General features: G+C 59.3%; 18 protein-coding genes. 13 read left to right on the top strand and 5 right to left on the bottom strand.

Annotated features, from left to right (window positions below; genetic code table 11):
• Nucleotides 1-89: 89 nt before the first annotated feature.
• The 9 genes from AC07W0_RS02495 (at nt 90) to AC07W0_RS02535 (ending at nt 12,689) form a co-directional block, all read left to right on the top strand.
• Nucleotides 90-1,691: an ABC transporter substrate-binding protein gene (locus tag AC07W0_RS02495; protein ID WP_102617143.1), complete on the top strand. Its 1,602-nt coding sequence runs from the start codon at nt 90-92 to the stop codon at nt 1,689-1,691.
• 258 nt (nt 1,692-1,949) lie between these two features.
• Nucleotides 1,950-3,578, top strand: coding sequence for an ABC transporter substrate-binding protein (locus AC07W0_RS02500; RefSeq protein WP_026139828.1), 1,629 nt, complete (start codon nt 1,950-1,952; stop codon nt 3,576-3,578).
• Between the two features lie 363 nt (nt 3,579-3,941).
• Nucleotides 3,942-5,486: an ABC transporter substrate-binding protein gene (locus AC07W0_RS02505; protein WP_371918420.1), complete on the top strand. Its 1,545-nt coding sequence runs from the start codon at nt 3,942-3,944 to the stop codon at nt 5,484-5,486.
• A gap of 169 nt (nt 5,487-5,655) precedes the next feature.
• Complete coding sequence (locus tag AC07W0_RS02510; protein ID WP_017845437.1) at nt 5,656-7,050, top strand: OprD family outer membrane porin; 1,395 nt, start codon at nt 5,656-5,658, stop codon at nt 7,048-7,050.
• An 80-nt stretch (nt 7,051-7,130) separates the two neighbouring features.
• Entirely contained in the window at nt 7,131-8,729 is a 1,599-nt protein-coding gene (locus AC07W0_RS02515; RefSeq protein WP_017845438.1) for an ABC transporter substrate-binding protein, read from the top strand.
• Between the two features lie 77 nt (nt 8,730-8,806).
• Nucleotides 8,807-9,817 (top strand): ABC transporter permease subunit, encoded by a 1,011-nt coding sequence (locus AC07W0_RS02520; protein ID WP_017845439.1) that lies wholly within the window; start codon nt 8,807-8,809, stop codon nt 9,815-9,817.
• Between the two features lie 10 nt (nt 9,818-9,827).
• The gene (locus AC07W0_RS02525) at nt 9,828-10,739 is read left to right on the top strand and encodes an ABC transporter permease subunit (RefSeq protein ID WP_026139829.1); all 912 of its coding nucleotides are present in this window, start codon (nt 9,828-9,830) and stop codon (nt 10,737-10,739) included.
• 10 nt (nt 10,740-10,749) lie between these two features.
• Nucleotides 10,750-11,718, top strand: a complete 969-nt coding sequence (locus AC07W0_RS02530) for an ABC transporter ATP-binding protein (protein WP_102617145.1) — start codon at nt 10,750-10,752, stop codon at nt 11,716-11,718.
• Nucleotides 11,718-12,689 (top strand): peptide ABC transporter ATP-binding protein, encoded by a 972-nt coding sequence (locus tag AC07W0_RS02535; protein ID WP_017845442.1) that lies wholly within the window; start codon nt 11,718-11,720, stop codon nt 12,687-12,689. Before AC07W0_RS02530 ends, AC07W0_RS02535 begins: the two co-directional genes overlap by 1 nt.
• A 111-nt stretch (nt 12,690-12,800) precedes the next feature.
• On the opposite strand, the gene AC07W0_RS02540 is transcribed toward AC07W0_RS02535, so the two are convergent.
• The 5 genes from AC07W0_RS02540 to AC07W0_RS02560 form a co-directional block, all read right to left on the bottom strand.
• Nucleotides 12,801-13,583, bottom strand: coding sequence for an ABC transporter permease (locus AC07W0_RS02540; RefSeq protein ID WP_057004228.1), 783 nt, complete (start codon nt 13,581-13,583; stop codon nt 12,801-12,803).
• A complete protein-coding gene (locus AC07W0_RS02545; RefSeq protein WP_102617146.1) occupies nt 13,583-14,374 on the bottom strand; it encodes an ABC transporter permease in 792 nt (263 codons plus the stop codon). The genes AC07W0_RS02540 and AC07W0_RS02545 overlap by 1 nt, the downstream gene beginning before the upstream one ends.
• Nucleotides 14,371-15,372, bottom strand: coding sequence for an ABC transporter ATP-binding protein (locus tag AC07W0_RS02550; RefSeq protein WP_227778782.1), 1,002 nt, complete (start codon nt 15,370-15,372; stop codon nt 14,371-14,373). The genes AC07W0_RS02545 and AC07W0_RS02550 overlap by 4 nt, the downstream gene beginning before the upstream one ends.
• A gap of 483 nt (nt 15,373-15,855) precedes the next feature.
• Nucleotides 15,856-16,113 carry a hypothetical protein gene (locus AC07W0_RS02555; protein WP_102617147.1) on the bottom strand — a complete coding sequence of 86 codons (258 nt, stop codon included), beginning with the start codon at nt 16,111-16,113 and terminating at the stop codon, nt 15,856-15,858.
• Between the two features lie 257 nt (nt 16,114-16,370).
• Nucleotides 16,371-17,954 (bottom strand): peptide chain release factor 3, encoded by a 1,584-nt coding sequence (locus AC07W0_RS02560; RefSeq protein ID WP_017845444.1) that lies wholly within the window; start codon nt 17,952-17,954, stop codon nt 16,371-16,373.
• Nucleotides 17,955-18,249: 295 nt separating this feature from the next.
• Between AC07W0_RS02560 and AC07W0_RS02565 the strand changes: the two genes are divergently transcribed.
• The 4 genes from AC07W0_RS02565 to AC07W0_RS02580 are packed head-to-tail and all read left to right on the top strand — an operon-like array spanning nt 18,250 to nt 21,735.
• The gene (locus AC07W0_RS02565) at nt 18,250-19,002 is read left to right on the top strand and encodes an ABC transporter permease (RefSeq protein ID WP_226926039.1); all 753 of its coding nucleotides are present in this window, start codon (nt 18,250-18,252) and stop codon (nt 19,000-19,002) included.
• Nucleotides 19,003-19,022: 20 nt separating this feature from the next.
• On the top strand, nt 19,023-19,916 hold the full coding sequence (locus AC07W0_RS02570) for a glycine betaine ABC transporter substrate-binding protein (protein ID WP_102617148.1): 894 nt from the start codon (nt 19,023-19,025) through the stop codon (nt 19,914-19,916).
• 11 nt (nt 19,917-19,927) lie between these two features.
• Entirely contained in the window at nt 19,928-20,581 is a 654-nt protein-coding gene (locus AC07W0_RS02575; protein WP_102617149.1) for an ABC transporter permease, read from the top strand.
• Nucleotides 20,578-21,735 (top strand): osmoprotectant ABC transporter ATP-binding protein OsmV, encoded by a 1,158-nt coding sequence (locus tag AC07W0_RS02580; RefSeq protein ID WP_017845448.1) that lies wholly within the window; start codon nt 20,578-20,580, stop codon nt 21,733-21,735. The genes AC07W0_RS02575 and AC07W0_RS02580 overlap by 4 nt, the downstream gene beginning before the upstream one ends.
• The last annotated feature ends 280 nt before the right edge of the window (nt 21,736-22,015 follow it).

The following is a 22,015-nucleotide window of genomic DNA, read 5'->3' on the forward strand; positions in this document are numbered from 1 at the left end:
CTTTCTGATAACACGTAACGGCGGTAACCTCGGTGACCGCCGTTTTTTCGTGCGCGCAGCTTTATATGCCTGCCACTTCAGGGGTCTCCATGGAAAGAACCATCTTCAAACCGCTGCTCCTCGCTGCCGGCCTGCTGGCCTTTATGCCCATGGCCCAGGCGGCCAGCACCCTGGTCTACTGCTCCGAAGCCAGCCCCGCCGGCTTCGACCCCAGCCAGTACACCAGCGGCACCGATTTCGATGCCTCCGCCGAAACCGTGTTCAACCGCCTGACCCAGTTCAAGCGCGGCGGCACCGAGGTCGAACCCGGCCTGGCGACCCGTTGGGAGGTCTCCAACGACGGCCTGACGTACACCTTCCATCTGCGTGACGGCGTCAAGTTCCACACCACCGATTTCTTCACGCCCACCCGCGACTTCAACGCCGATGACGTGTTGTTCACCTTCAACCGCCTGCTGGATGCCGACAGCCCGTTTCGCAAGGCCTACCCGTCCGAGTCGCCGTATTTCACCGACATGGGTTTGAACACCACGATCAAAAGCGTCGACAAACTGGACGAGCACACCGTGCGCTTCAGCCTGAACAACGTCGATGCCTCGTTCGTACAGAACCTGGCGATGAGTTTCGCCTCGGTGCAATCGGCCGAGTACGCCGCGCAACTGCTGAAGACCGGCAACGCCGCAGACATCAACCAAAAACCGGTGGGCACCGGGCCTTTTGTGTTCAAGCGTTACCAAAAGGACTCGCAGATTCGCTACATCGCCAATAAACAGTATTGGAAACCCGAGGATGTGAAGCTCGACAACCTGGTGTTCGCGATCACCCCGGACGCCGCGTCGCGCCTGCAGAAACTCAAGGCCGGCGAATGCCAGGTCAGCGGTTACCCGCGCCCTGCCGACATCGAGGTGATGAAACAAGACCCCAACCTGCGCGTGCTGCAGCAAGCAGGGTTCAACCTGGGTTTTCTGGCCTACAACGTGACGCATCCGCCGCTGGATCAACTCAAGGTGCGCCAGGCCCTGGACATGGCCATCGATAAACCGGCGATCATCAAGGCCGTGTACCAGAGCGCCGGGCAACTGGCGCAGAACGCCTTGCCTCCGGCGCAGTGGTCTTATGACCCGACGATCAAAGATGCCCCGTTCGACCCGACCAAAGCGCGGGCGCTACTAAAAGAAGCAGGGGTTGCACCCGGTACGACCATCAACTTGTGGGCGATGACCGTACAACGCGCGTCCAATCCGAATGCGCGAATGTCGGCACAAATGATCCAACAGGATTGGGCCAACATCGGCATCAAGGCCAACATCGTCAGCTATGAGTGGGGCGAATACATCAAGCGCGCCAAGAATGGCGAGCACGATGCGATGATTTACGGCTGGACCGGCGACAACGGCGACCCGGATAACTGGCTCGGCGTGCTCTACAGCTGTGCCGCGGTGAAGGGCAGCAACTACGCCAAATGGTGTAACCCGGCCTACGACAAGCTGGTGCAACAGGCCAAGGTCAGCAGCGACCGCGAACAGCGCATCAAGTGGTATCAGCAGGCACAAAAAATCCTTAAAGAACAAGTACCTATAACGCCTATTGCGAACTCGACGGTTTTCCAGCCACTTCGCAAGGAAGTGCGGGACTTCAAAATCAGCCCCTTTGGCCTGACGCCGTTCTACGGCGTGAGTCTCGATAAGTAACAGCAACGCCCCAATCGAGTGCATAACACGCCTCGGTTGGGCCTTTTTGGTGCTCGTGCGGCACCGAAAAAGCCCTCCAAATGTACGCATTTATGTCGAAACTTTCATATTTGCGACATTCCTGTACGTTCGTACCACTCTTTCATCCTTGCAACCGTTCAGCATCTTGCAATGGGTATGGCCCCTGCATAAGTATCCGCAGGCCGACTCACGAGGTCGCCCTCACTACCAAAAATGACAACAAATCATGAGGCCAACATGCTTAAACACGCAGTCATTCCGTTACTTGTTAGCGCTGGCCTTATGGCCGCAGCGCCTTTCGCCCAAGCGGCGACTAACCTGGTGTTCTGCTCCGAAGGGAGCCCGGCCGGTTTTGATCCAGGCCAGTACACCACCGGAACAGACTTCGATGCTTCGGCCGAAACCATGTTCAACCGTCTGAGCCAGTTCGAACGTGGCGGCACCGCCGTCGTTCCTGGCCTGGCCACCAGCTGGGACGTGTCCCCGGATGGCCTGACGTACACCTTCCACCTGCGCGAAGGCGTCAAGTTCCACACCACCCCGTACTTCAAGCCCACTCGCGAGTTCTCGGCCGACGACGTACTGTTCACCTTCAACCGGATGATCAACAAAGACGATCCGTTCCGTAAGGCCTACCCCACCGAGTTCCCGTACTTCACGGACATGGGGATGGACACCAACATCAAGAACATCGAGAAAGTCGATGCCCACACCGTCAAGTTCACTCTTGGCACCGTAGACGCCGCCTTCATCCAGAACCTGGCGATGAGCTTCGCGTCGATCCAGTCGGCCGAGTACGCCGCGCAACTGCTGAAAAACGGCACGCCGCAGGACATCAACCAGAAACCTGTCGGCACCGGCCCGTTCGTGTTCAAGAGCTACCAGAAAGACTCGAACATTCGTTACACCGGCAACAAGGACTACTGGAAACCTGAAGACGTGAAGATCGACAACCTGATCTTCGCCATCACCACCGACCCGTCGGTGCGTATCCAGAAGCTCAAGAAAAACGAATGCCAGATCACCCTGTTCCCCCGTCCGGCCGACCTCAAGGCACTGGGCGACGACAAGGACTTGAAACTGCCGCACCAGGCCGGTTTCAACCTGGGCTACATCGCCTACAACGTCATGCCGGTGCTCAAGGGCCAGACCGCGCCTAACCCGCTGTCCGACCTGCGCGTGCGCCAGGCGCTGGACATGGCGGTGAACAAGCAGCAGATCATCGACTCCGTGTACCAGGGCGCGGGCCAATTGGCGGTCAACGCCATGCCGCCGACCCAGTGGTCCTACGACACCACCATCAAAGATGCCCCGCACGACGTGGCCAAAGCCAAGGAACTGCTCAAGGAAGCCGGGATCAAGGACGGCACCGAGATCACCCTGTGGGCCATGCCGGTCCAGCGTCCGTACAACCCGAACGCCAAGCTGATGGCCGAGATGCTGCAGAACGACTGGAAACAGATCGGCCTGAAGGTCAACATCGTCAGCTACGAATGGGGCGAGTACATCAAGCGTTCCAAAGGCGGTGAGAACCAGGCCATGATCATTGGCTGGAGCGGCGACAATGGGGACCCGGACAACTGGCTGAACGTACTGTTCGGCTGCGATTCGCTGGCCGGTAACAACTTCTCCAAATGGTGCGACAAGAAATTCGACGGCATCGTGAAAGAAGCCAAGGCCACCTCGGATGTGGCCAAACGCACCGAGCTGTATAAGCAGGCGCAACATATCCTCAAAGATGCAGTCCCGATGACACCTATCGCGCACTCGACGGTGTATCAACCCATGCGCAACACCGTACAGGACTTCAAGATCAGCCCGTTTGGCCTGAACTCCTTCTACGGCGTGAGCGTCAGCGGCAAGTAAGGACCAATCGCGGCGACGTTTCATAACGTCGCCGTTATTGCATCCGCCAGGCCAGTAGGAAACAGACCACATTCGCGCTCGCTGCCGTCCTACGGCAATGAACTTCGATTCGCGGCTCCGTTGCCTACAAGGTCAGTCAGATTTTGCGCATTTACTGCGAAGTCCTCGACCCCTAACGTCGTAGGACAGCAGAGGCTCCAATCTGATGGGCACTTGCTGTGCGTGGAATCAGTGATGTCCCCCTGGCCGTATGCCGGGGGGATTGCTCGCTGATGACAACTACAAACAAGGATCGGGATCGTCATGCGCCATACCACCGTTCTATCCGCAATTTTTGGTACCAGCCTGCTGGCTGTGGCCACGATGGGCCACGCCGCCGAAAAAAAGAGCCTGGTGTTTTGCTCTGAAGGCAGCCCGGCGGGCTTTGACACCGCGCAGTACACCACCGCCACCGACAACGATGCGGCCGAGCCGCTGTACAACCGCCTGGTTGAGTTTGAAAAGGGCGCGACCAGCGTCGTACCGGGGCTGGCAACCAAGTGGAATATTTCGCCAGATGGCCTGACCTACACCTTCCACCTGCGCGAAGGGGTGAAATTCCACAGCAATAAAGAGTTCAAGCCCACGCGGGACTTCAACGCCGACGACGTGTTGTTCACTTTCAACCGCATGCTTGACCCCGACCATCCGTTTCGCAAGGCCTACCCCACCGAGTTTCCATACTTCAACGGGATGAGCCTGAACAAGAACATCGCCAAGGTCGAGAAAACCGACCCGCACACCGTGGTGATGACACTGAACACGGTCGACGCGGCGTTCGTGCAAAATATCGCCATGAGCTTTGCCTCCATTCTGTCGGCCGAATACGCCGAGCAGTTGCTCAAGCAGGGCAAGCCCAGCGACATCAACCAGAAGCCGATCGGCACTGGCCCGTTCGTCTTCCAGCGCTACCAGAAAGACTCGCAGATCCGTTACGCCGGCAACAAACAGTACTGGGACCCGAGCCGGGTCAAGCTCGACCAGTTGATCTTCGCCATCAACACCGACGCGTCGGTGCGGGTGCAAAAGCTCAAGGCCGGCGAATGCCAGATCACCCTGCATCCGCGTCCGGCGGATGTCGACGCTCTCAAGGCCGACCCCAAGCTGCAACTGCTGACCAAGCCAGGTTTCAACCTCGGCTACATCGCCTACAACGTGCGCCACAAACCGTTCGACCAGCTCGAAGTGCGCCAGGCGCTGGACATGGCGGTGAACAAGCAGAGCATCCTCAACGCCGTGTACCAGGGCGCGGGGCAACTGGCGGTCAACGCCATGCCACCGACGCAGTGGTCTTACGACGACAGCATCAAAGACGCCGCCTACAACCCGGAAAAAGCCAAGGAACTGCTCAAGGCCGCCGGCGTGAAGGAAGGCACCGAGATCACCCTGTGGGCGATGCCGGTACAACGGCCGTACAACCCCAACGCCAAGCTGATGGCCGAGATGCTGCAGAACGACTGGGCCAAGATCGGCCTCAAGGTCAAGATCGTCAGCTACGAGTGGGGCGAGTACATCAAGCGCACCAAGAACGGTGAGCACGATATCAGCCTGATCGGCTGGACCGGCGACAACGGCGACCCGGACAACTGGTTGGGCACCCTCTACAGCTGCGACGCCATCGGCGGGAACAACTACTCCATGTGGTGCGACCCGGCATACGACAAGCTGATCAAGCAAGCCAAGGTCGTCACCGACCGCGAACAACGGACTGTTCTGTACAAACAGGCACAGCAACTGCTCAAAGCGCAGGTGCCGATCACACCAGTCGCCCACTCGACGGTCAACCAGCCGTTAAGCGCCAAAGTCGAAGGTTTCCAAGTGAGCCCCTTCGGCCGCAACGTGTTCTCGGGCGTCAGTATCACCCCATAAGAAAATAACCGGATTGCGGGGAGTGGATAACACTCTCCGGCAAACTTGCAGCCTTCTGTTGGGAAATTTCCTACAGCAAACGTTTGCAAATGCTTGAACGAGTTACACACCAATAGCCGGTTCGCCTAAAAGACCGGCATAAAAAAAGAGAACCAAAGGAGCTTCACCCATGAAACTGAGCAGCAAAGCGCTTCTGGCCCTGGCCATCAGCAGCATCACGGCGACCGCTTACGCGGAAACCCAGAGCCAGGACTTCGTTCCCACCACACTGGCCGGCACCAGCGCTCAAAGCGAAGCCAAGGGTTTTATCGAGGACTTCAGCCTGGGCGGCACCACGCGTAACTGGTACTCCCATGAAAGCAAGTACCGTGGGGGCACCTTCGAGTACAAGAAGCACGGCGAAACCCGCACCGACCGCAATCGTACCAACTGGGTACAGGGCACCATCCTCAACGCCAGCTCGGGTTTCACCCAGGGTACCGTGGGCGTCAAGACCGAATTGGCGGTCTACAACGCACTGGTCCTGGACCGCAGCAAGCGTGACATCAAGGGCGGCTCCAACCGTACCCTGGCCGACTCCAACGGCGATGCAGTCGACCAGTGGAGCAAACTGGGCCTGGCCAACGTGCAGTTCCGCGTCTCCAACACCACCCTGACCGCCGGTCGCCAGAACTTCAGCAGCGGCATCGTCGATACCATCGGCAACCGTGCGCTGCCTTCGAGCTTCGAAGGGGTGAGTTTCAACAGCGAAGAGTTCAGCAACCTGTCGTTCCAGGGCGGCGTGTTCGACCGCGTTTCGCCACGTACCGAACAGAGCCTGTCGAAATTCCGCAGTGAATACGGCAACGGCGCTGAAACCGACAAGGTGTCGACCCTGGGCCTGAACTACCAGCCGCTGAAAAGCCTGAAAACCAGCATCTTCGCCGCCAACGTCAAAGACTTCTGGAACCAGTACTACTTCGGCGCGACCCATGAACTGGGCGACAGCTCGGTATTGGGCCTGACCACCGGCCTGAACTACTACAAGACCGTCGACGAAGGCAAAAAGTTGATGGGCGAAATCGACAACGACACCTACTCGCTGTCGCTCGGTCTGACCCACCAGGCGCACAGCCTGACCTTCGCGTACCAGGCAGTGAACGGTAACGAGTACTTCGACTACCTGCACGAAACCAACGGCATCTACCTGGCCAACTCCCTGACCTCGGACTTCAACGGCCCGAACGAGAAGTCCTTCCAGATCGCCTACGCCATCAACATGGCCGAATACGGCGTGCCAGGCCTGAAGTTCAACGCTTACTCAGCGCGCGGCTGGGGCATCGACGGCACCCACTACACCGGCAACGGTGGTCGGGCCAAGTTCGCCTATGACGGCATCCAGAGCCAAGACGGCGAAAAACACCAGGAATACGGTGTAGGCGCCTCTTACGCAATCCAGAGCGGCCCACTCAAAGCCACGGGCATTCGTGCGACCTACGTTGAGCACCGTGGCAGTGAGTTCCAGTCCGACGGCAGCATCAAAGAGTTCCGTTTGGTCACCACCATCCCGTTCAACATCCTTTAATCAGCGCCAGGTAGACGGCGGGCTCAGGACGAGCCCGCCCTCTATGCTCGTCTGGTTCCATCGATTGCAGAGGGCTCCGAATGAACATGCTCCCGTTACAAGCTGCCATTGCCGCTGCGCTGTTGAGCGTGGCGGTCGGCATTTCGGCCAAACCGCTGGTGGTCTGCACCGAAGCCAGCCCGGAAGGTTTCGATCCGGTCCTGTACACCACGGCCGTCACCGCCGACGCCGCCGCCGAAACCCTGTTCAACCGTCTGGTGGACTTCAAGCCCGGCACCACCGAAGTGATCCCGGCGCTGGCCAAGGCCCTGCCGGAAATCAGCGCCGATGGCCTGACCTACACCTTCCACCTGCGTGACGACATCAAGTTCCACACCACCGACTATTTCAAACCCACGCGCAACCTGAACGCCGACGACGTGCTTTGGAGCTTCCAGCGCCAGCTGGACCCGAAACACCCGTGGCACACCAAGTCCAACGTGGGCTACCCGTACTTCGAAAGCATGGGCTTCAAGGAACTGCTCAAGAGCGTCGAGAAGACCGACGATCACACCGTGGTCTTCACCCTGACCCGTCCGGAAGCACCGTTCCTGGCCGACCTGGCCATGGCGTTTTCGTCGATCCACTCGGCCGAATACGCCGACCAGTTGCTCAAGTCCGGCAAGACCGATGACCTCAACGCCAAGCCGGTCGGCACCGGCCCGTTCATCTTCACCCGCTACGCCAAGGACGCCCAGGTGCGTTTCAAGGCCAACCCGGACTACTTCCGCGGCAAGCCGCCGGCCGACCCGCTGATCCTGGCGATCACCACCGACAACAACGTGCGCCTGCAGAAGCTCAAGGCCAACGAATGCCAGATCGCGCTGTATCCGAAGCCCGACGACATCCCGAGCATCAAGAAAGACCCGAACCTGAAAGTCGATGAACTGGCGGCCATGACCACCAGCTACACTGCCTTGAACACCACCCACAAATACATGAGCGACGCGCGGGTGCGTCACGCGATCAACATCGCGTTCGACAAGGCCGGCTACACTGAGGCCCTGTACGGCAAAGGCAACGCAGTTGTCGGCACCGGTCCGTATCCGCCGACGTTGCTGGGTTTCAACAACACGTTGAAAAACCCGCCACGCGACCTCGACAAGGCCCGCGCCCTGCTCAAGGAAGCCGGCGTGCCGGAAGGCACCGAGTTCACCCTGTTCACCCGTAACGGCGGCGGCCCGACCAACCCCAACCCGATGCTCGGCGCCCAGCGCATGCAAGCGGACCTGGCCCAGATCGGCCTGAAGGTCAACATCAAGGTGATGGAGTGGGGCGAGATGCTCAAACGCGCCAAAGCGGGCGAGCACGACATGGTCTCTGCAGGTTGGGCCGGCGATAACGGCGACCCGGACAACTTCCTCACCCCGAACCTGAGTTGCGATGCGGCCAAGAACGGCGAAAACTACGCCCGTTGGTGTAATAAAGAATTTCAGGACCTGATCGACAAGGCGCGTGCCATCGCTGAACCCACCCAGCGCGCTGCACTCTATGAACAAGCACTGGACGTCTTTGACAAGGATCAACCGTGGATCCCCATGGCTTATCCGAAAATGTTCACCGCCATGCGCAAAAACGTCGAGGGTTATACCCAAAGCCCACTGACGACCAATAACTTCGCCACCACCCAGGTGAAGTAAATAAGAAAAAACGCTCGGCACCGTCGACGTTGACGGTGCCGGACCTGCCTAACCGGCTGATTGAGGTACACCACAAGATGTTTAGTTTTATTGCCCGCCGATTGGGGTTATTGATCCCCACCTTCTTCGGCATCACGTTGCTGACGTTTGCGTTGATCCGCATGATTCCAGGCGACCCCGTAGAAGTCATGATGGGCGAACGCCGGGTCGACCCCGAGATGCACGCACAGGCAATGGAACGCCTTGGCCTTAACAAGCCGTTGTATGCGCAGTACCTGGACTACATCGGCAAGCTGGCCCAAGGCGACCTTGGCGAATCCCTGCGCACGCGCACCAGCGTGTGGACCGAGTTCACCGCACTCTTCCCGGCGACCCTGGAGCTGTCCATGGCCGCCCTGTTGTTCGCCGGTATCCTGGGCCTGTTGGCGGGGGTGATCGCGGCCTTGAAGCGAGGATCGCTGTTCGACCACGGGGTGATGGGCATCTCCCTCGCGGGCTATTCGATGCCGATCTTCTGGTGGGGCCTGATCCTGATCATGTTCTTCTCGGTGAGCCTGGGCTGGACCCCGGTTTCCGGGCGTATCGACCTGCTCTACGACATCGAGCCACGCACCGGCTTCATGCTGATCGACACCCTGCTGGCCAACGAGCCTGATGCGTTCTGGGACGCCCTGCACCACCTGATCCTGCCGGCCATCGTGCTCGGCACCATCCCGCTGGCGGTGATTGCGCGGATGACCCGTTCGTCGATGCTCGAAGTGTTGCGCGAAGACTACATCCGCACCGCCAAGGCCAAAGGCCTGTCGCCGGCGCGCGTGGTGTTCATCCATGGCCTGCGGAATGCGCTGATCCCGGTGCTCACCGTGGTCGGCCTGCAAGTCGGCACCCTGCTGGCTGGTGCGGTATTGACCGAAACCATCTTCTCCTGGCCCGGCATCGGCAAATGGCTGATCGAAGCCATTGGCGCACGGGACTACCCGGTGGTGCAAAACGGCATCCTGCTGATCGCCTGCCTGGTGATCCTGGTGAACTTCGTGGTGGATGTCCTCTACGGCTTCGCCAACCCACGCATCCGTCACCAGCGCTGAGATCATGACCATGACCACACCTACTCCAGTGTCAGCAGTCGATCAGAGCCTGCTGTACCCGTCGCCGTACAAAGAATTCTGGCAAGCCTTCTCCAAGAACAAAGGCGCGGTTGCCGGCCTGCTGTTCATGTTGCTGATCGTGTTCTGCGCGCTGTTCGCCCCGTGGGTGGCGCCGCATAACCCCAGCGAGCAATACCGCGACTTCCTGCTGACCCCGCCGTCGTGGCTGGAAGGCGGGCAGATCCAGTTCCTGCTCGGCACCGACGAACTCGGCCGTGACTTGCTCTCGCGCTTGATCCAGGGCTCGCGCCTGTCGCTGCTGATCGGCTTGTCGTCGGTGGTGATGTCGCTGATTCCGGGCATCCTGCTCGGGCTGTTCGCCGGGTTCTTCCCGCGCCTGCTCGGCCCAACCATCATGCGCCTGATGGACATCATGCTGGCCCTGCCATCACTGCTGCTGGCCGTCGCCATTGTCGCGATCCTCGGCCCTGGCCTGATCAACACCGTGATCGCCATCGCCATCGTCTCGCTGCCGTCCTACGTGCGTCTGACCCGCGCTGCGGTGATGGGCGAACTCAACCGCGACTACGTGACCGCCGCCCGCCTCGCCGGTGCCGGCCTGCCGCGCCTGATGTTCATCACCGTGCTGCCCAACTGCATGGCGCCGCTGATCGTGCAGGCGACCTTGAGTTTCTCTTCGGCGATCCTCGATGCCGCCGCGCTGGGCTTCCTCGGCCTGGGCGTGCAACCGCCAACGCCGGAGTGGGGCACCATGCTGGCTTCGGCCCGTGACTACATCGAACGCGCCTGGTGGGTCGTGAGCCTGCCGGGTCTGACCATTTTGCTCAGCGTGCTGGCAATCAACCTGATGGGCGACGGCCTGCGCGACGCGCTGGACCCGAAACTCAAGAACGCCGCCTGAGGAGATTCCCATGTCACTGTTAGAAATCAAGAATCTCAACGTGCGCTTCGGCGACAAGACCGCCGTGCCGGTGGTCGATGGCCTCGACATCAGCGTCGACAAAGGCGAAGTCCTGGCGATCGTGGGAGAGTCGGGCTCGGGTAAATCCGTGACCATGATGGCGCTGATGGGCCTGATCGAACACCCCGGCATCGTCACCGCCGACGCCCTGAACTTCGACGGCAAGGACATGCTCAAGCTGAGCAACCGCCAGCGTCGGCAGATCGTCGGCAAAGACCTGGCGATGGTGTTCCAGGACCCGATGACCGCGCTGAACCCCAGTTACACCGTGGGTTTCCAGATCGAAGAAGTGCTGCGCCTGCACCTGAAGATGTCCAGCAAGCAAGCACGCAAGCGTGCCATCGAACTGCTGGAAAAAGTCGAGATCCCCGGCGCCGCCAGCCGGATGGATGCCTACCCGCACCAACTGTCCGGCGGTATGAGCCAACGCGTGGCCATCGCCATGGCGATTGCCGGCGAGCCGAAGTTGCTGATCGCCGACGAACCGACCACCGCCTTGGACGTGACCATCCAGGCCCAGATCATGGACCTGCTGCTGGCCCTGCAGAAAGAGCAGAACATGGGCCTGGTGCTGATCACCCACGACCTCGCGGTCGTTGCGGAAACCGCCCAGCGCGTGTGTGTGATGTATGCCGGCCAAGCCGTGGAAGTCGGCCAGGTGCCGCAACTGTTCGACATTCCGGCGCATCCCTACAGCGAAGCGCTGCTCAAGGCGATTCCGGAACACAGCCTCGGTGCCGCGCGCCTGGCCACGCTGCCCGGCATCGTGCCCGGCCGTTATGACCGCCCGCAAGGCTGCCTGCTGTCGCCGCGTTGCCCCTACGTGCAAGACAGCTGCCGCCAGACCCGCCCGGGCCTGGACCCTAAATCGAACAGCCTCGCGCGCTGCTTCTACCCCTTGAACCAGGAGGTGGCGTAATGGCCGTCGTTCTTACCGCCCGCGACCTGACCCGTCACTACGAAGTGTCCCGAGGCCTGTTCAAGGGCCACGCCACCGTGCGCGCCCTCAATGGGGTGTCCTTCGAACTGGAAGCCGGCAAGACCCTCGCCGTGGTGGGCGAGTCGGGCTGCGGCAAATCCACCCTGGCCCGTGCGCTGACGCTGATTGAAGAGCCATCCTCGGGCTCGTTGAAAATCGCCGGCCAGGAAGTCGCCGGCGCCGACAAGGCGCAGCGCAAGCAATTGCGCAAAGACGTGCAGATGGTGTTCCAGAGCCCGTATGCCTCGTTGAACCCGCGGCAGAAAGTCGGCGATCAACTGGCTGAACCGCTGCTGATCAACACCCACCTGTCCGCCGCCGAACGCCGCGAAAAGGTCCAGGCGATGATGAAGCAGGTGGGCCTGCGCCCTGAGCACTATCAGCGCTACCCGCACATGTTCTCCGGCGGCCAGCGCCAACGGATCGCCCTGGCCCGGGCGATGATGCTGCAACCCAAAGTGCTGGTGGCGGATGAGCCGACCTCGGCACTGGACGTGTCGATCCAGGCCCAGGTGCTCAACCTGTTCATGGACCTGCAGCAGGAATTCAACACCGCCTACGTGTTCATTTCCCACAACCTTGCGGTGGTGCAACACGTCGCCGACGACGTGATGGTGATGTACCTCGGGCGCCCGGTGGAAGTCGGCCCCAAGGGCGACATCTACGCGCGCCCCCTGCACCCGTACACCCAGGCGCTGCTGTCGGCCACACCGACCATCCACCCGGACCCGAACAAGCCGAAGATCAAGATCGTCGGCGAACTGCCCAACCCGCTGAACCCGCCGTCCGGCTGCGCTTTCCACAAGCGCTGCCCGTATGCGACCGCGCGGTGCAGCAGCGAGGAGCCGCAGTTGCGGGCGTTGGATAACCGCCAGGTGGCTTGCCACTATGCGGAGCAGTTCGTCGCCTGAAACGAGCGTCGCGCTGCCCTGTGGGGGGCGCGGTGACACAGCGTTCTACGGCCCTTCCCGTCAGGTTGCGCATCAGCCTGGCGGGAGGGGCTTTTTTCGGTGTTGCGAGTGTCAGGCGCCCTCTCGAAGGTATTTCTTGACCCCCCAATGCCAAAGCAATCGAGACAACAGCAAGAAGGCCAGAGTCGCCAGTACAGCGCCCGCCAAAGACCGCCCCGTCGTCATCCCCATCGCTGATTGCGCGGGCACTTCCATGATGAAAAAGACAGGGACTACGGTCATGATCACGACCTGGATCCACTCCGGATACGCGCCGGACGGGAACCGTCCGGTGGTCAGAAACATAAACAACAGGTGGGAAATGTTGCCGGTTTTCTTGGTCCAGAACGCCAGACTGGCAATGCTGAACCAGACCGAATAAACCAGCGCACACGCGAGGACCATGAAGACCAAGAAAGCGCCGAGCGTCTGCAATGTCAGTTGCCCTTGCGCATGACTGCCACCCAGCATCAGACCCAGCCCCAGCAGGACCCCGAAAATATGCCAGAGGCGCAACTGCCCAAAGGCCAGAATGGTTTGCACATCAACCGGTTTGGACAAATAAGTATCAATGGACTTGCTGATGATCAACTTCGAGGCGGCCTCGCAGTTGGGCAATACCACCATTTGTACAAAGGAGCGAATAAGGATAAAGGCACCATACAACACAATCGACTGCTGTTTATTCCAGCCACCAATTGTCTCGACATTCCCAAAGAAAATCTCAATCACGACATAAACGGACAATCCCAGTAGGGCTGTATTCAACAGGCTGACAAAGACCGGCACGCGGTCTTTCATATTGGCCTGCAACCTTGCTGTCAGAAGCGCCTTGACTGCGCTCAACGTCTTCATTATCCGAACACCGAATAACGTTTTACACCTTTGGCCCAGATAAAATTAGCCAACAACGAAAGTGCAGCAACCAGCACAACCTGAAATAGCAATCCATTAACCAACTGTTCGTTTGTCAACTCGCCCATGATGATTCTGATTGGAAAGCTAATAATGTAAGGGAACGGTGACCACTCAAGTACCGACTGCATCCAGCCCGGATAAAGCGTCAACGGAGCAAGGACCCCACCAAACAGCGTGAGCATGTAAGTCAACACCAGATCAAAGGCACTTGCCTGATCGGACCAGAACGCCGCAAGCCCGCCGATGAAATAAAGTAAATAGTTGATGGCAAAACCCAGTATGACTCCGAGCAGTGCAGGCATCAGATAGCTCAGGTGCAAATACTTACCCGCTTCGGAAAATAGGAATACGCCAGCCATCAGGAAAAATATCGGTATGACTCTGACCATCGCCGAAGCCATTTCACCCAGAAAGTAATAGAAGGCAATATTGAACGGCTTCAACAGGAAACTGCCAATATCCCCCGAATGAATGTCGCTCTCTACTTCTTCAGCAGCTGTACTGGAGACGATTTCGCCAACCAGAAATACCAGCGCAAAGTAAGCGGCAAACCTGGCCGGGGTAAAACCTTCCAGTGCGGCATCCTTTGCAATGCCCATCCAGATGACCATCATGAATAACGGCACCAAAGAGGCGAGTACCAATACAAACAACTCTGCGCGATGCGCAACCTTGCGACGAATGGCTGTGCGCGCAACGCCTGCGACTTTCATGGCAAACCGGCTCACGCGACACACTCCCCGGGCGCACCCTTGACCTTTTGCCCGGCGTCGGCCTGAGAGGCCATGAACAGCTTCAGCAGAGCCTCTTCGATCGGTGGATCACCGATGGAAATGTCGATGACCGGCTGCTCGGCCAGAACCTGCGAACAGACACCCACCACCTCGGCAGCCGGCACCAGCAACTCATGCACAAAGCCGTCTGCGGAGCGCACCAGACCGTACCGGCCAAGTGCCGAAGCCATAACGCTTTCAGACAATTCCACCGTAATGATGCGGTGATCCGACATGCGTTTACGCAGCGACTCCAGGGTGTCATCGAAGGAGATCTTGCCATCGGAAACGACAACGACTCGCTCACACAGGGCTTCAATATCCTGCATGTAATGCGACGTCAGCAGAACGCTCACATTGCGCTCGCGGCCATAGTCCCGAATAAATGAACGAACTATCTTTTGCACCCCGACATCGAGCCCGATAGTCGGCTCGTCGAGAAAAAGAACCTTGGGGTCATGAAGTAACGATGCGACCAGCTCACACTTCATTTTCTCGCCAAGCGACAGGGTTCGCACCGGCGCCTTGGCCAACTTCGATACCTTAAGCAATTCATCCAGATAGCCATAGGTCTGCTTGAACTGTTCATCGGAGATTTCGAATATCTTCTGATTCAGCCGGAAAGTTTCCATGGCCGGCAAGTCCCAGATCAACTGTTGACGTTGCCCCATGATCAGCGAGATGGACTTGAGAAATTCCTTGCTCCGCAATTGTGGTTGATAACCGAGAACCGATATTTGTCCTGCCGTCGGATAGAGCAGCCCCGACAGAATTTTCAATGTAGTGGTTTTACCTGCGCCATTCGGTCCGAGAAAGCCTACGACCTCACCCTGCTTGACAGTAAATGAAATATCGTCAACAGCCGTCTTCTCTGAACTCTTGGGAGATACCAGACTTGTCAGCCAACCGAGCGGCCCTTCCGAGCGCTCTTTAATCAGGTAGGTTTTGGACAAATTTTTTACACTAATACAATCCATCGCATGCGAGACCTTGAAGAAAATGAGCTATCCATTGCGCATATCGTTTCAACGCCGACTTGAATATCACGCACCGATCCACGTCATCAAGAAACGTTATTACACATTTAAATTCTGAATTCACAGTACTGATTTATGATTGCACTTATCGACGCTTGATTGACATCTCGCGCAAGCCCATCGATTAATGAAGCCAGACTCGATGATAGTAACGCGGAACACTCTAGCCCGCGGCTCTTTGCTTTTTCAGATTTGCCAATGGATTAGAAACTAATCGATAGTGACTTCAGCGTCGAGAGCAAAACGCGAGGTCACGCAAAAGAAGAGTAGAACCACAAATGACAGGGAAAGATCGTACAGAAAAATCCTACAGCGTGATTTTGATCCGTTGAAAAAACCTTCTCCCTTGTTGCGCATCAGCCGAGGAAGAAGAGGTTTTCTATTGCCCGGAATTTACGACTAGCTGTCGCCATCGTCGTAGGTTTCACTGTCTTCGCCTTCATTATAAGAGTTTTCCGCATCCTCCTTGGGCGCGGGTTGGGACTGCGGCTGCCAGCCGCCGGAGTTGACCTCCTTCTGTTTTTTCTTGGTGACGGGGCCAGTGTCTTTCCACTGGGGCGTTCCGGCGTCGGCCAGTTGCAGCCCATGTGCCCCGGCGCTTGAGATCCCCAAGGACACCAGTAGCACCAGGGGAATGGCACGTTTAGTTATACGCACCCTTGTCTCCTATTTCCGTCGGTGAGTGGGTGTCGTAGTCGAAACGCTAGACCGGAAGCGGGGTTAGCGCCAATTCCCCTGACTAATGAAAACCTGACTGTGGGAGCTGGCTTGCCTGCGATGGCATCCACTGGGTGTGCCTGATGGACTGAGGTGCCTGCATCGCAGGCAAGCCTGCTCCCACATTTTGGATTTTCGGCAGACATAAAAAAGGGCAAAGCCATGACAGCTTCGCCCTCTTGTCCACCGCTCAGAGCTTAATGGTGCTCGCGGGTCGCACGGAATTTCACATCCGGCCAACGCTCTTCCATCAGCGCCAGGTTGACCCGGGTCGGCGCCAGGTAGGTCAGGTGACCGCCGCCGTCGACCGCGAGGTTTTCCACGGCTTTGTTGGAGAACTCTTCCAACTTCTTCTTATCGCTGCACTCGATCCAGCGCGCGGAGTACACAGTGATCGGCTCGTAGGAGCATTCGACCTTGTATTCCTCTTTCAGGCGACTGGCGACCACATCGAACTGCAGCACACCGACGGCGCCGAGGATGATGTCGTTGCTGCGCTCGGGGAAGAACACCTGGGTCGCGCCCTCTTCCGCCAGTTGCTGCAAGCCTTGGCGCAGTTGCTTGGATTTCAGCGGGTCGCGCAGACGCACGCGGCGGAACAGTTCCGGGGCGAAGTGCGGGATGCCGGTGAAGCCCAGCGTTTCGCCTTCGGTGAAGGTGTCGCCGATCTGGATGGTGCCGTGGTTGTGCAGGCCGATGATGTCGCCGGCGTAGGCTTCTTCGAGCTGTTCACGCTCGGAGGAGAAGAACGTCAGGGCATCGCCGATTCGCACGTCCTTGCCGGTGCGAACGTGGCGCATCTTCATGCCTTTTTCGTATCTGCCGGAGCAGATTCGCATAAAGGCGATACGGTCGCGGTGTTTGGGGTCCATGTTCGCCTGGATCTTGAACACGAAGCCCGAGAATTTCTCCTCCACCGGCTCCACGGTGCGCTCGTTGGCGACCCGGGCCAGCGGGCGCGGGGCCCAGTCCACCACGGCGTCGAGCACGTGGTCGACACCGAAGTTGCCCAATGCGGTACCGAAGAACACCGGGGTCAGTTGGCCGTCGAGGAATTCCTGCTGGTTGAACTCGTGGCAGGCGCCCTGCACCAGTTCCAGCTGGTCGACGAAGCGGTCGTACTCATCGCCCAAGTGGGCGCGGGCTTCGTCGGAGTCGAGCTTCTCGATGATTTTCACATCGGTGCGTTCGTGACCGTGGCCGGCGGTGTAGACAATGATGTAGTCGTCGGCCAGGTGGTACACGCCCTTGAAGTCGCGGTAGCAACCGATCGGCCAGGTAATCGGCGCCGCCTTGATCTTCAGCACCGCTTCGATTTCGTCGAGCAGCTCGATCGGATCGCGGATGTCGCGGTCGAGTTTGTTGATAAAGCTGACGATCGGCGTGTCGCGCAGGCGGCAGACGTCCATCAACGCGATGGTGCGTGGCTCGACGCCCTTACCGCCGTCGAGGACCATCAAGGCCGAGTCCACCGCGGTCAGGGTGCGGTAGGTGTCTTCGGAGAAGTCTTCGTGGCCCGGGGTGTCGAGCAGGTTGATCATGTGATCGCGATACGGGAACTGCATGACCGACGTGGTAATGGAAATACCCCGTTGCTTTTCCATTTCCATCCAGTCGGAGGTGGCATGGCGGTCGGATTTGCGGGATTTCACCGTGCCGGCCACTGCGATCGCCTTGCCCATCAGCAAGAGCTTCTCGGTGATGGTGGTTTTACCGGCATCGGGGTGGGAAATAATGGCGAAAGTGCGGCGTTTCGCGACTTCGGCGGCCTGGTGGGTCATGGGAAATCGCCTGGCAGGTGAGTCAAAAAAGGGCGGCGAGTATAGCGCAAACCCAGGGTGCCGGACCACCGTTCACCCGGTTGGGGGTGGCTAAATACTGCCAAGTATGGAACCTTTTAAAAGGTAGAGACGTCCACTCCCCTGCAACCGCACTCGAAACAGGGGCTGAAAAATCAGCAAGTTAGCCTGACGAGGCTGCGCTCATGGCTTGACCTCATGCCGCTTTTGCCGGCATGGGCGAGCTGCTTTTCGCGACCACATTCAACGGCAGCCAGCAGTGGCATGCCACGCAGGAATGTGTTCGCCGACAGAAGAAAAAAGGAGTCCGCCTGTGGCTATTCGCTATGGCAAAGGGCTGATAGGAGGAGCGGTTGTCGTCGCTCTCCTGGCCCTGCTGATCCACTGGATCGGCATCAACACCATCGAACTGTACCGCGACGATTTGTTGTTTTACCTGCAAGCTCACCTGATTCTCGTCCTAGTCTCCATGCTGGCCGCCCTGATTGTGGGCCTCCCCGCCGGTATCCTGCTCAGCCGCCCGAACATGGTCGGGCGCGCCGAACGCTTCATGCAGATCTTCAACATCGGCAACACCGTACCTCCCCTGGCCGTACTGGCCATCGCCCTCGGCGTCCTCGGCATCGGCAGCGGCCCGGCGATCTTCGCGCTGTTCCTCGCTTCATTGCTGCCCATCGTGCGCAACACCTACGAAGGCCTGAAAAACGTCCAGGGCTCGCTGAAAGAAGCCGCCACCGGCATCGGCATGACCCCGCGCCAGGTGCTGTTTCGCGTCGAGTTGCCGAACGCCGTGCCAATCATCATCGGCGGCGTGCGCGTGGCCCTGGCGATCAACGTCGGCACCGCGCCGCTGGCATTCCTGATCGGCGCCAACAGCCTGGGCAGCCTGATCTTCCCCGGCATCGCCCTGAACAATCAGCCGCAATTGCTGCTCGGCGCCGCGTGTACCGCGCTGTTGGCCCTGCTGCTCGACGGTCTGGTGACCATGGGCAGCCGCCTCTGGCTGGAACGCGGAGTGCGTGCGTCTTAAGGCTCGGCAAAGGAATTCACATGAAAAAACTGACATTGATATTGAGCTGCGTCCTGCTGTTTGCAGGGGTTGCGCAAGCCGCTGAAAAACCGGTCATCCGCATCGGCGCACGGGTGTTCACTGAACAGACCCTGCTCGCCGAAATCACTTCCCAGTACCTGCGCACCAAGGGTTACGACACCCGCGTGACCGGGGGCCTGGGCAGCAACCTGGCGCGCAGTGCCCAGGAAAGCGGGCAACTGGACCTGATCTGGGAATACACCGGCGTGTCGCTGGTGGCCTACAACCATGTGGACGAGAAGCTCGACAGCGAACAGTCCTACGCTCGGGTAAAAGAACTCGACGCGAAAAAAGGCCTGGTCTGGCTGTCGCCATCGAAATTCAGCAACACCTACGCGCTGGCATTGCCTGAGAACGTGGCCCAGGAATTCCCGCAGATCAACACGATCAGCGATCTGACCCAAGCCCTCGCGGAAAAAACCAAGGCCACGCGCCTGGTGGCCCTGGACACCGAGTTCGCCAACCGTTCCGACGGCATGGGCGGCATGGTCAAGCTCTACGACATGAACCTGACCCGCAAAAACACCCGGCAGATGGACGCCGGGCTGGTCTACACCGCGTTGCGTAACGGCCAGGTGTTTGCCGGCCTGGTGTACACCACTGACGGGCGCCTGAATGCCTTCAAATTGAAGCTGCTCGAAGACGACAAGCACTACTTCCCGGACTACACCGCCGCGCCGGTGGTGCGTCAGGTTTATCTCGACGCCCATCCTGAACTGGCCGCCGATCTGAAGCCGCTGGCTGCCCTGTTCGACGACGCAACCATGCGCCAGCTGAACGCGCGGGTCGACGTCGGCCATGAAAGCCCGTCAGCTGTTGCCGCCGATTTCCTGCGCCAGCATCCACTCAACTAAGAGGAGAAGACATGGATTTTTTAAACGCCTTTTCCCATCTTGATTGGGCCCAAGTCCTGCACCTGACTTGGCAGCACATCACCCTGGTCGGCATTGCCGTGATCCTCGCGATTGTCGTCGGCGTGCCCCTCGGCGTGCTGATGACCCGCTTCCCGAGCCTGGCCGGCCCGCTGCAAGCCAGCGCCACCGTGCTGCTGACCGTGCCGTCCATCGCCCTGTTTGGCCTGCTGCTGCCGTTCTACTCCAAATTCGGCCAGGGCCTGGGACCAATGCCGGCGATCACCGCCGTGTTCCTCTACTCCCTGCTGCCGATCATGCGTAACACCTACCTGGCCCTGACCGGCGTGGAACCGGGCATCCGCGAAGCCGCCAAAGGCATCGGCATGACCTTCGGCCAGCGCCTGCGCATGGTCGAACTGCCCATCGCCGTACCGGTGATCCTCGCCGGTGTACGCACCGCCGTGGTGATGAACATCGGCGTGATGACCATCGCCGCCACCATCGGCGCCGGCGGCCTGGGTGTACTTATTCTGGCTTCCATCAGCCGCAGCGACATGTCGATGCTGATCGTCGGCGCCGTGCTGGTCAGTCTCCTGGCCATCTTCGCCGACCTGCTTCTGCAATGGCTGCAACGCTCGCTGACTCCAAAAGGACTGCTCAAATGATCGAACTTCAACACCTGACCAAGACTTTCCAAAGCAACGGCAAGACTGTCTCCGCCGTGAACGACGTAAGCCTGACCGTCAACGAAGGCGAGATTTGCGTATTCCTCGGCCCCTCGGGCTGCGGCAAGAGCACCACGCTGAAAATGATCAACCGCCTGATCAAGCCCACCTCGGGCAAGATCCTGATCAACGGCGAAGACACCACCGACCTCGACGAAGTGACCCTGCGTCGCAACATCGGCTACGTGATCCAGCAGATCGGCCTGTTCCCGAACATGACCATCGAGGAAAACATCGTGGTCGTGCCCAAGTTGCTGGGCTGGGACAAGCAGAAATGCCACGACCGCGCCCGCGAGTTGATGAGCATGATCAAGCTCGAGCCCAAGCAGTACCTGCACCGCTACCCGCGTGAATTGTCCGGTGGCCAGCAACAGCGCATCGGCGTGATCCGGGCGCTGGCGGCGGATGCACCGTTGTTGCTGATGGATGAGCCGTTCGGCGCGGTCGACCCGATCAACCGCGAGATGATCCAGAACGAGTTCTTCGAGATGCAGCGCGCGCTGAACAAGACCGTGATCATGGTCAGCCACGACATCGACGAAGCCATCAAGCTGGGTGACAAGATCGCCATCTTCCGCGCCGGCAAACTGCTGCAGATCGACCACCCGGACACCCTGCTGGCGCACCCGGCGGATGAGTTCGTCAGCAACTTCGTCGGCCAGGACAGCACCCTCAAGCGTCTGCTGCTGGTAAAAGCCGAAGACGCGGCAGACAACGCCCCGTCGGTCAGCCCGGAAACCCCGGTGGCCGATGCCCTGGAGCTGATGGACGAACTCGACCGCCGCTATGTGGTGGTCACCTGCGCCGACAACAAGGCGCTGGGCTATGTGCGCCGTCGCGACCTGCACCGTCAGACCGGCACTTGCGGTCAATACCTGCGCGAATTCAACGCCACGGCCGCGTATGACGAGCACTTGCGCATCCTGTTGTCGCGCATGTACGAGTTCAACCGTTCATGGTTGCCGGTGATGGACGCCGAGCGGGTGTTTTTGGGCGAAGTGACCCAGGAATCGATTGCCGAGTACCTGAGCTCCGGCAAGTCGCGTGGCGGCAAGACCAGTATCGTTTCGCCTGCCGAAACCGCCCTGGCCTGACCTGACACAACACGCTTAAAACTGTGGGAGGGGGCTTGCCCCCGATGGCGGTGTATCAGTCAATATATTCATGACTGACACACTGCCATCGGGGGCAAGCCCCCTCCCACATTTGGTCCGTGGTGTGTCAGGGAAATCCCCCTGATTATCCGCCTGCGGGGAACATCAATCCGTCACACCGGTCGGTTACATAAGTAGCTGCACCCGGTCCCGCGACGAACGCGTGCAAAAACGCGACATTTTTAGTTGATCTCAAGCCCCTCACGCCCTAAAGTTCGCG

The sequence above is a fragment of the Pseudomonas sp. GW704-F2 genome (assembly GCF_059423025.1).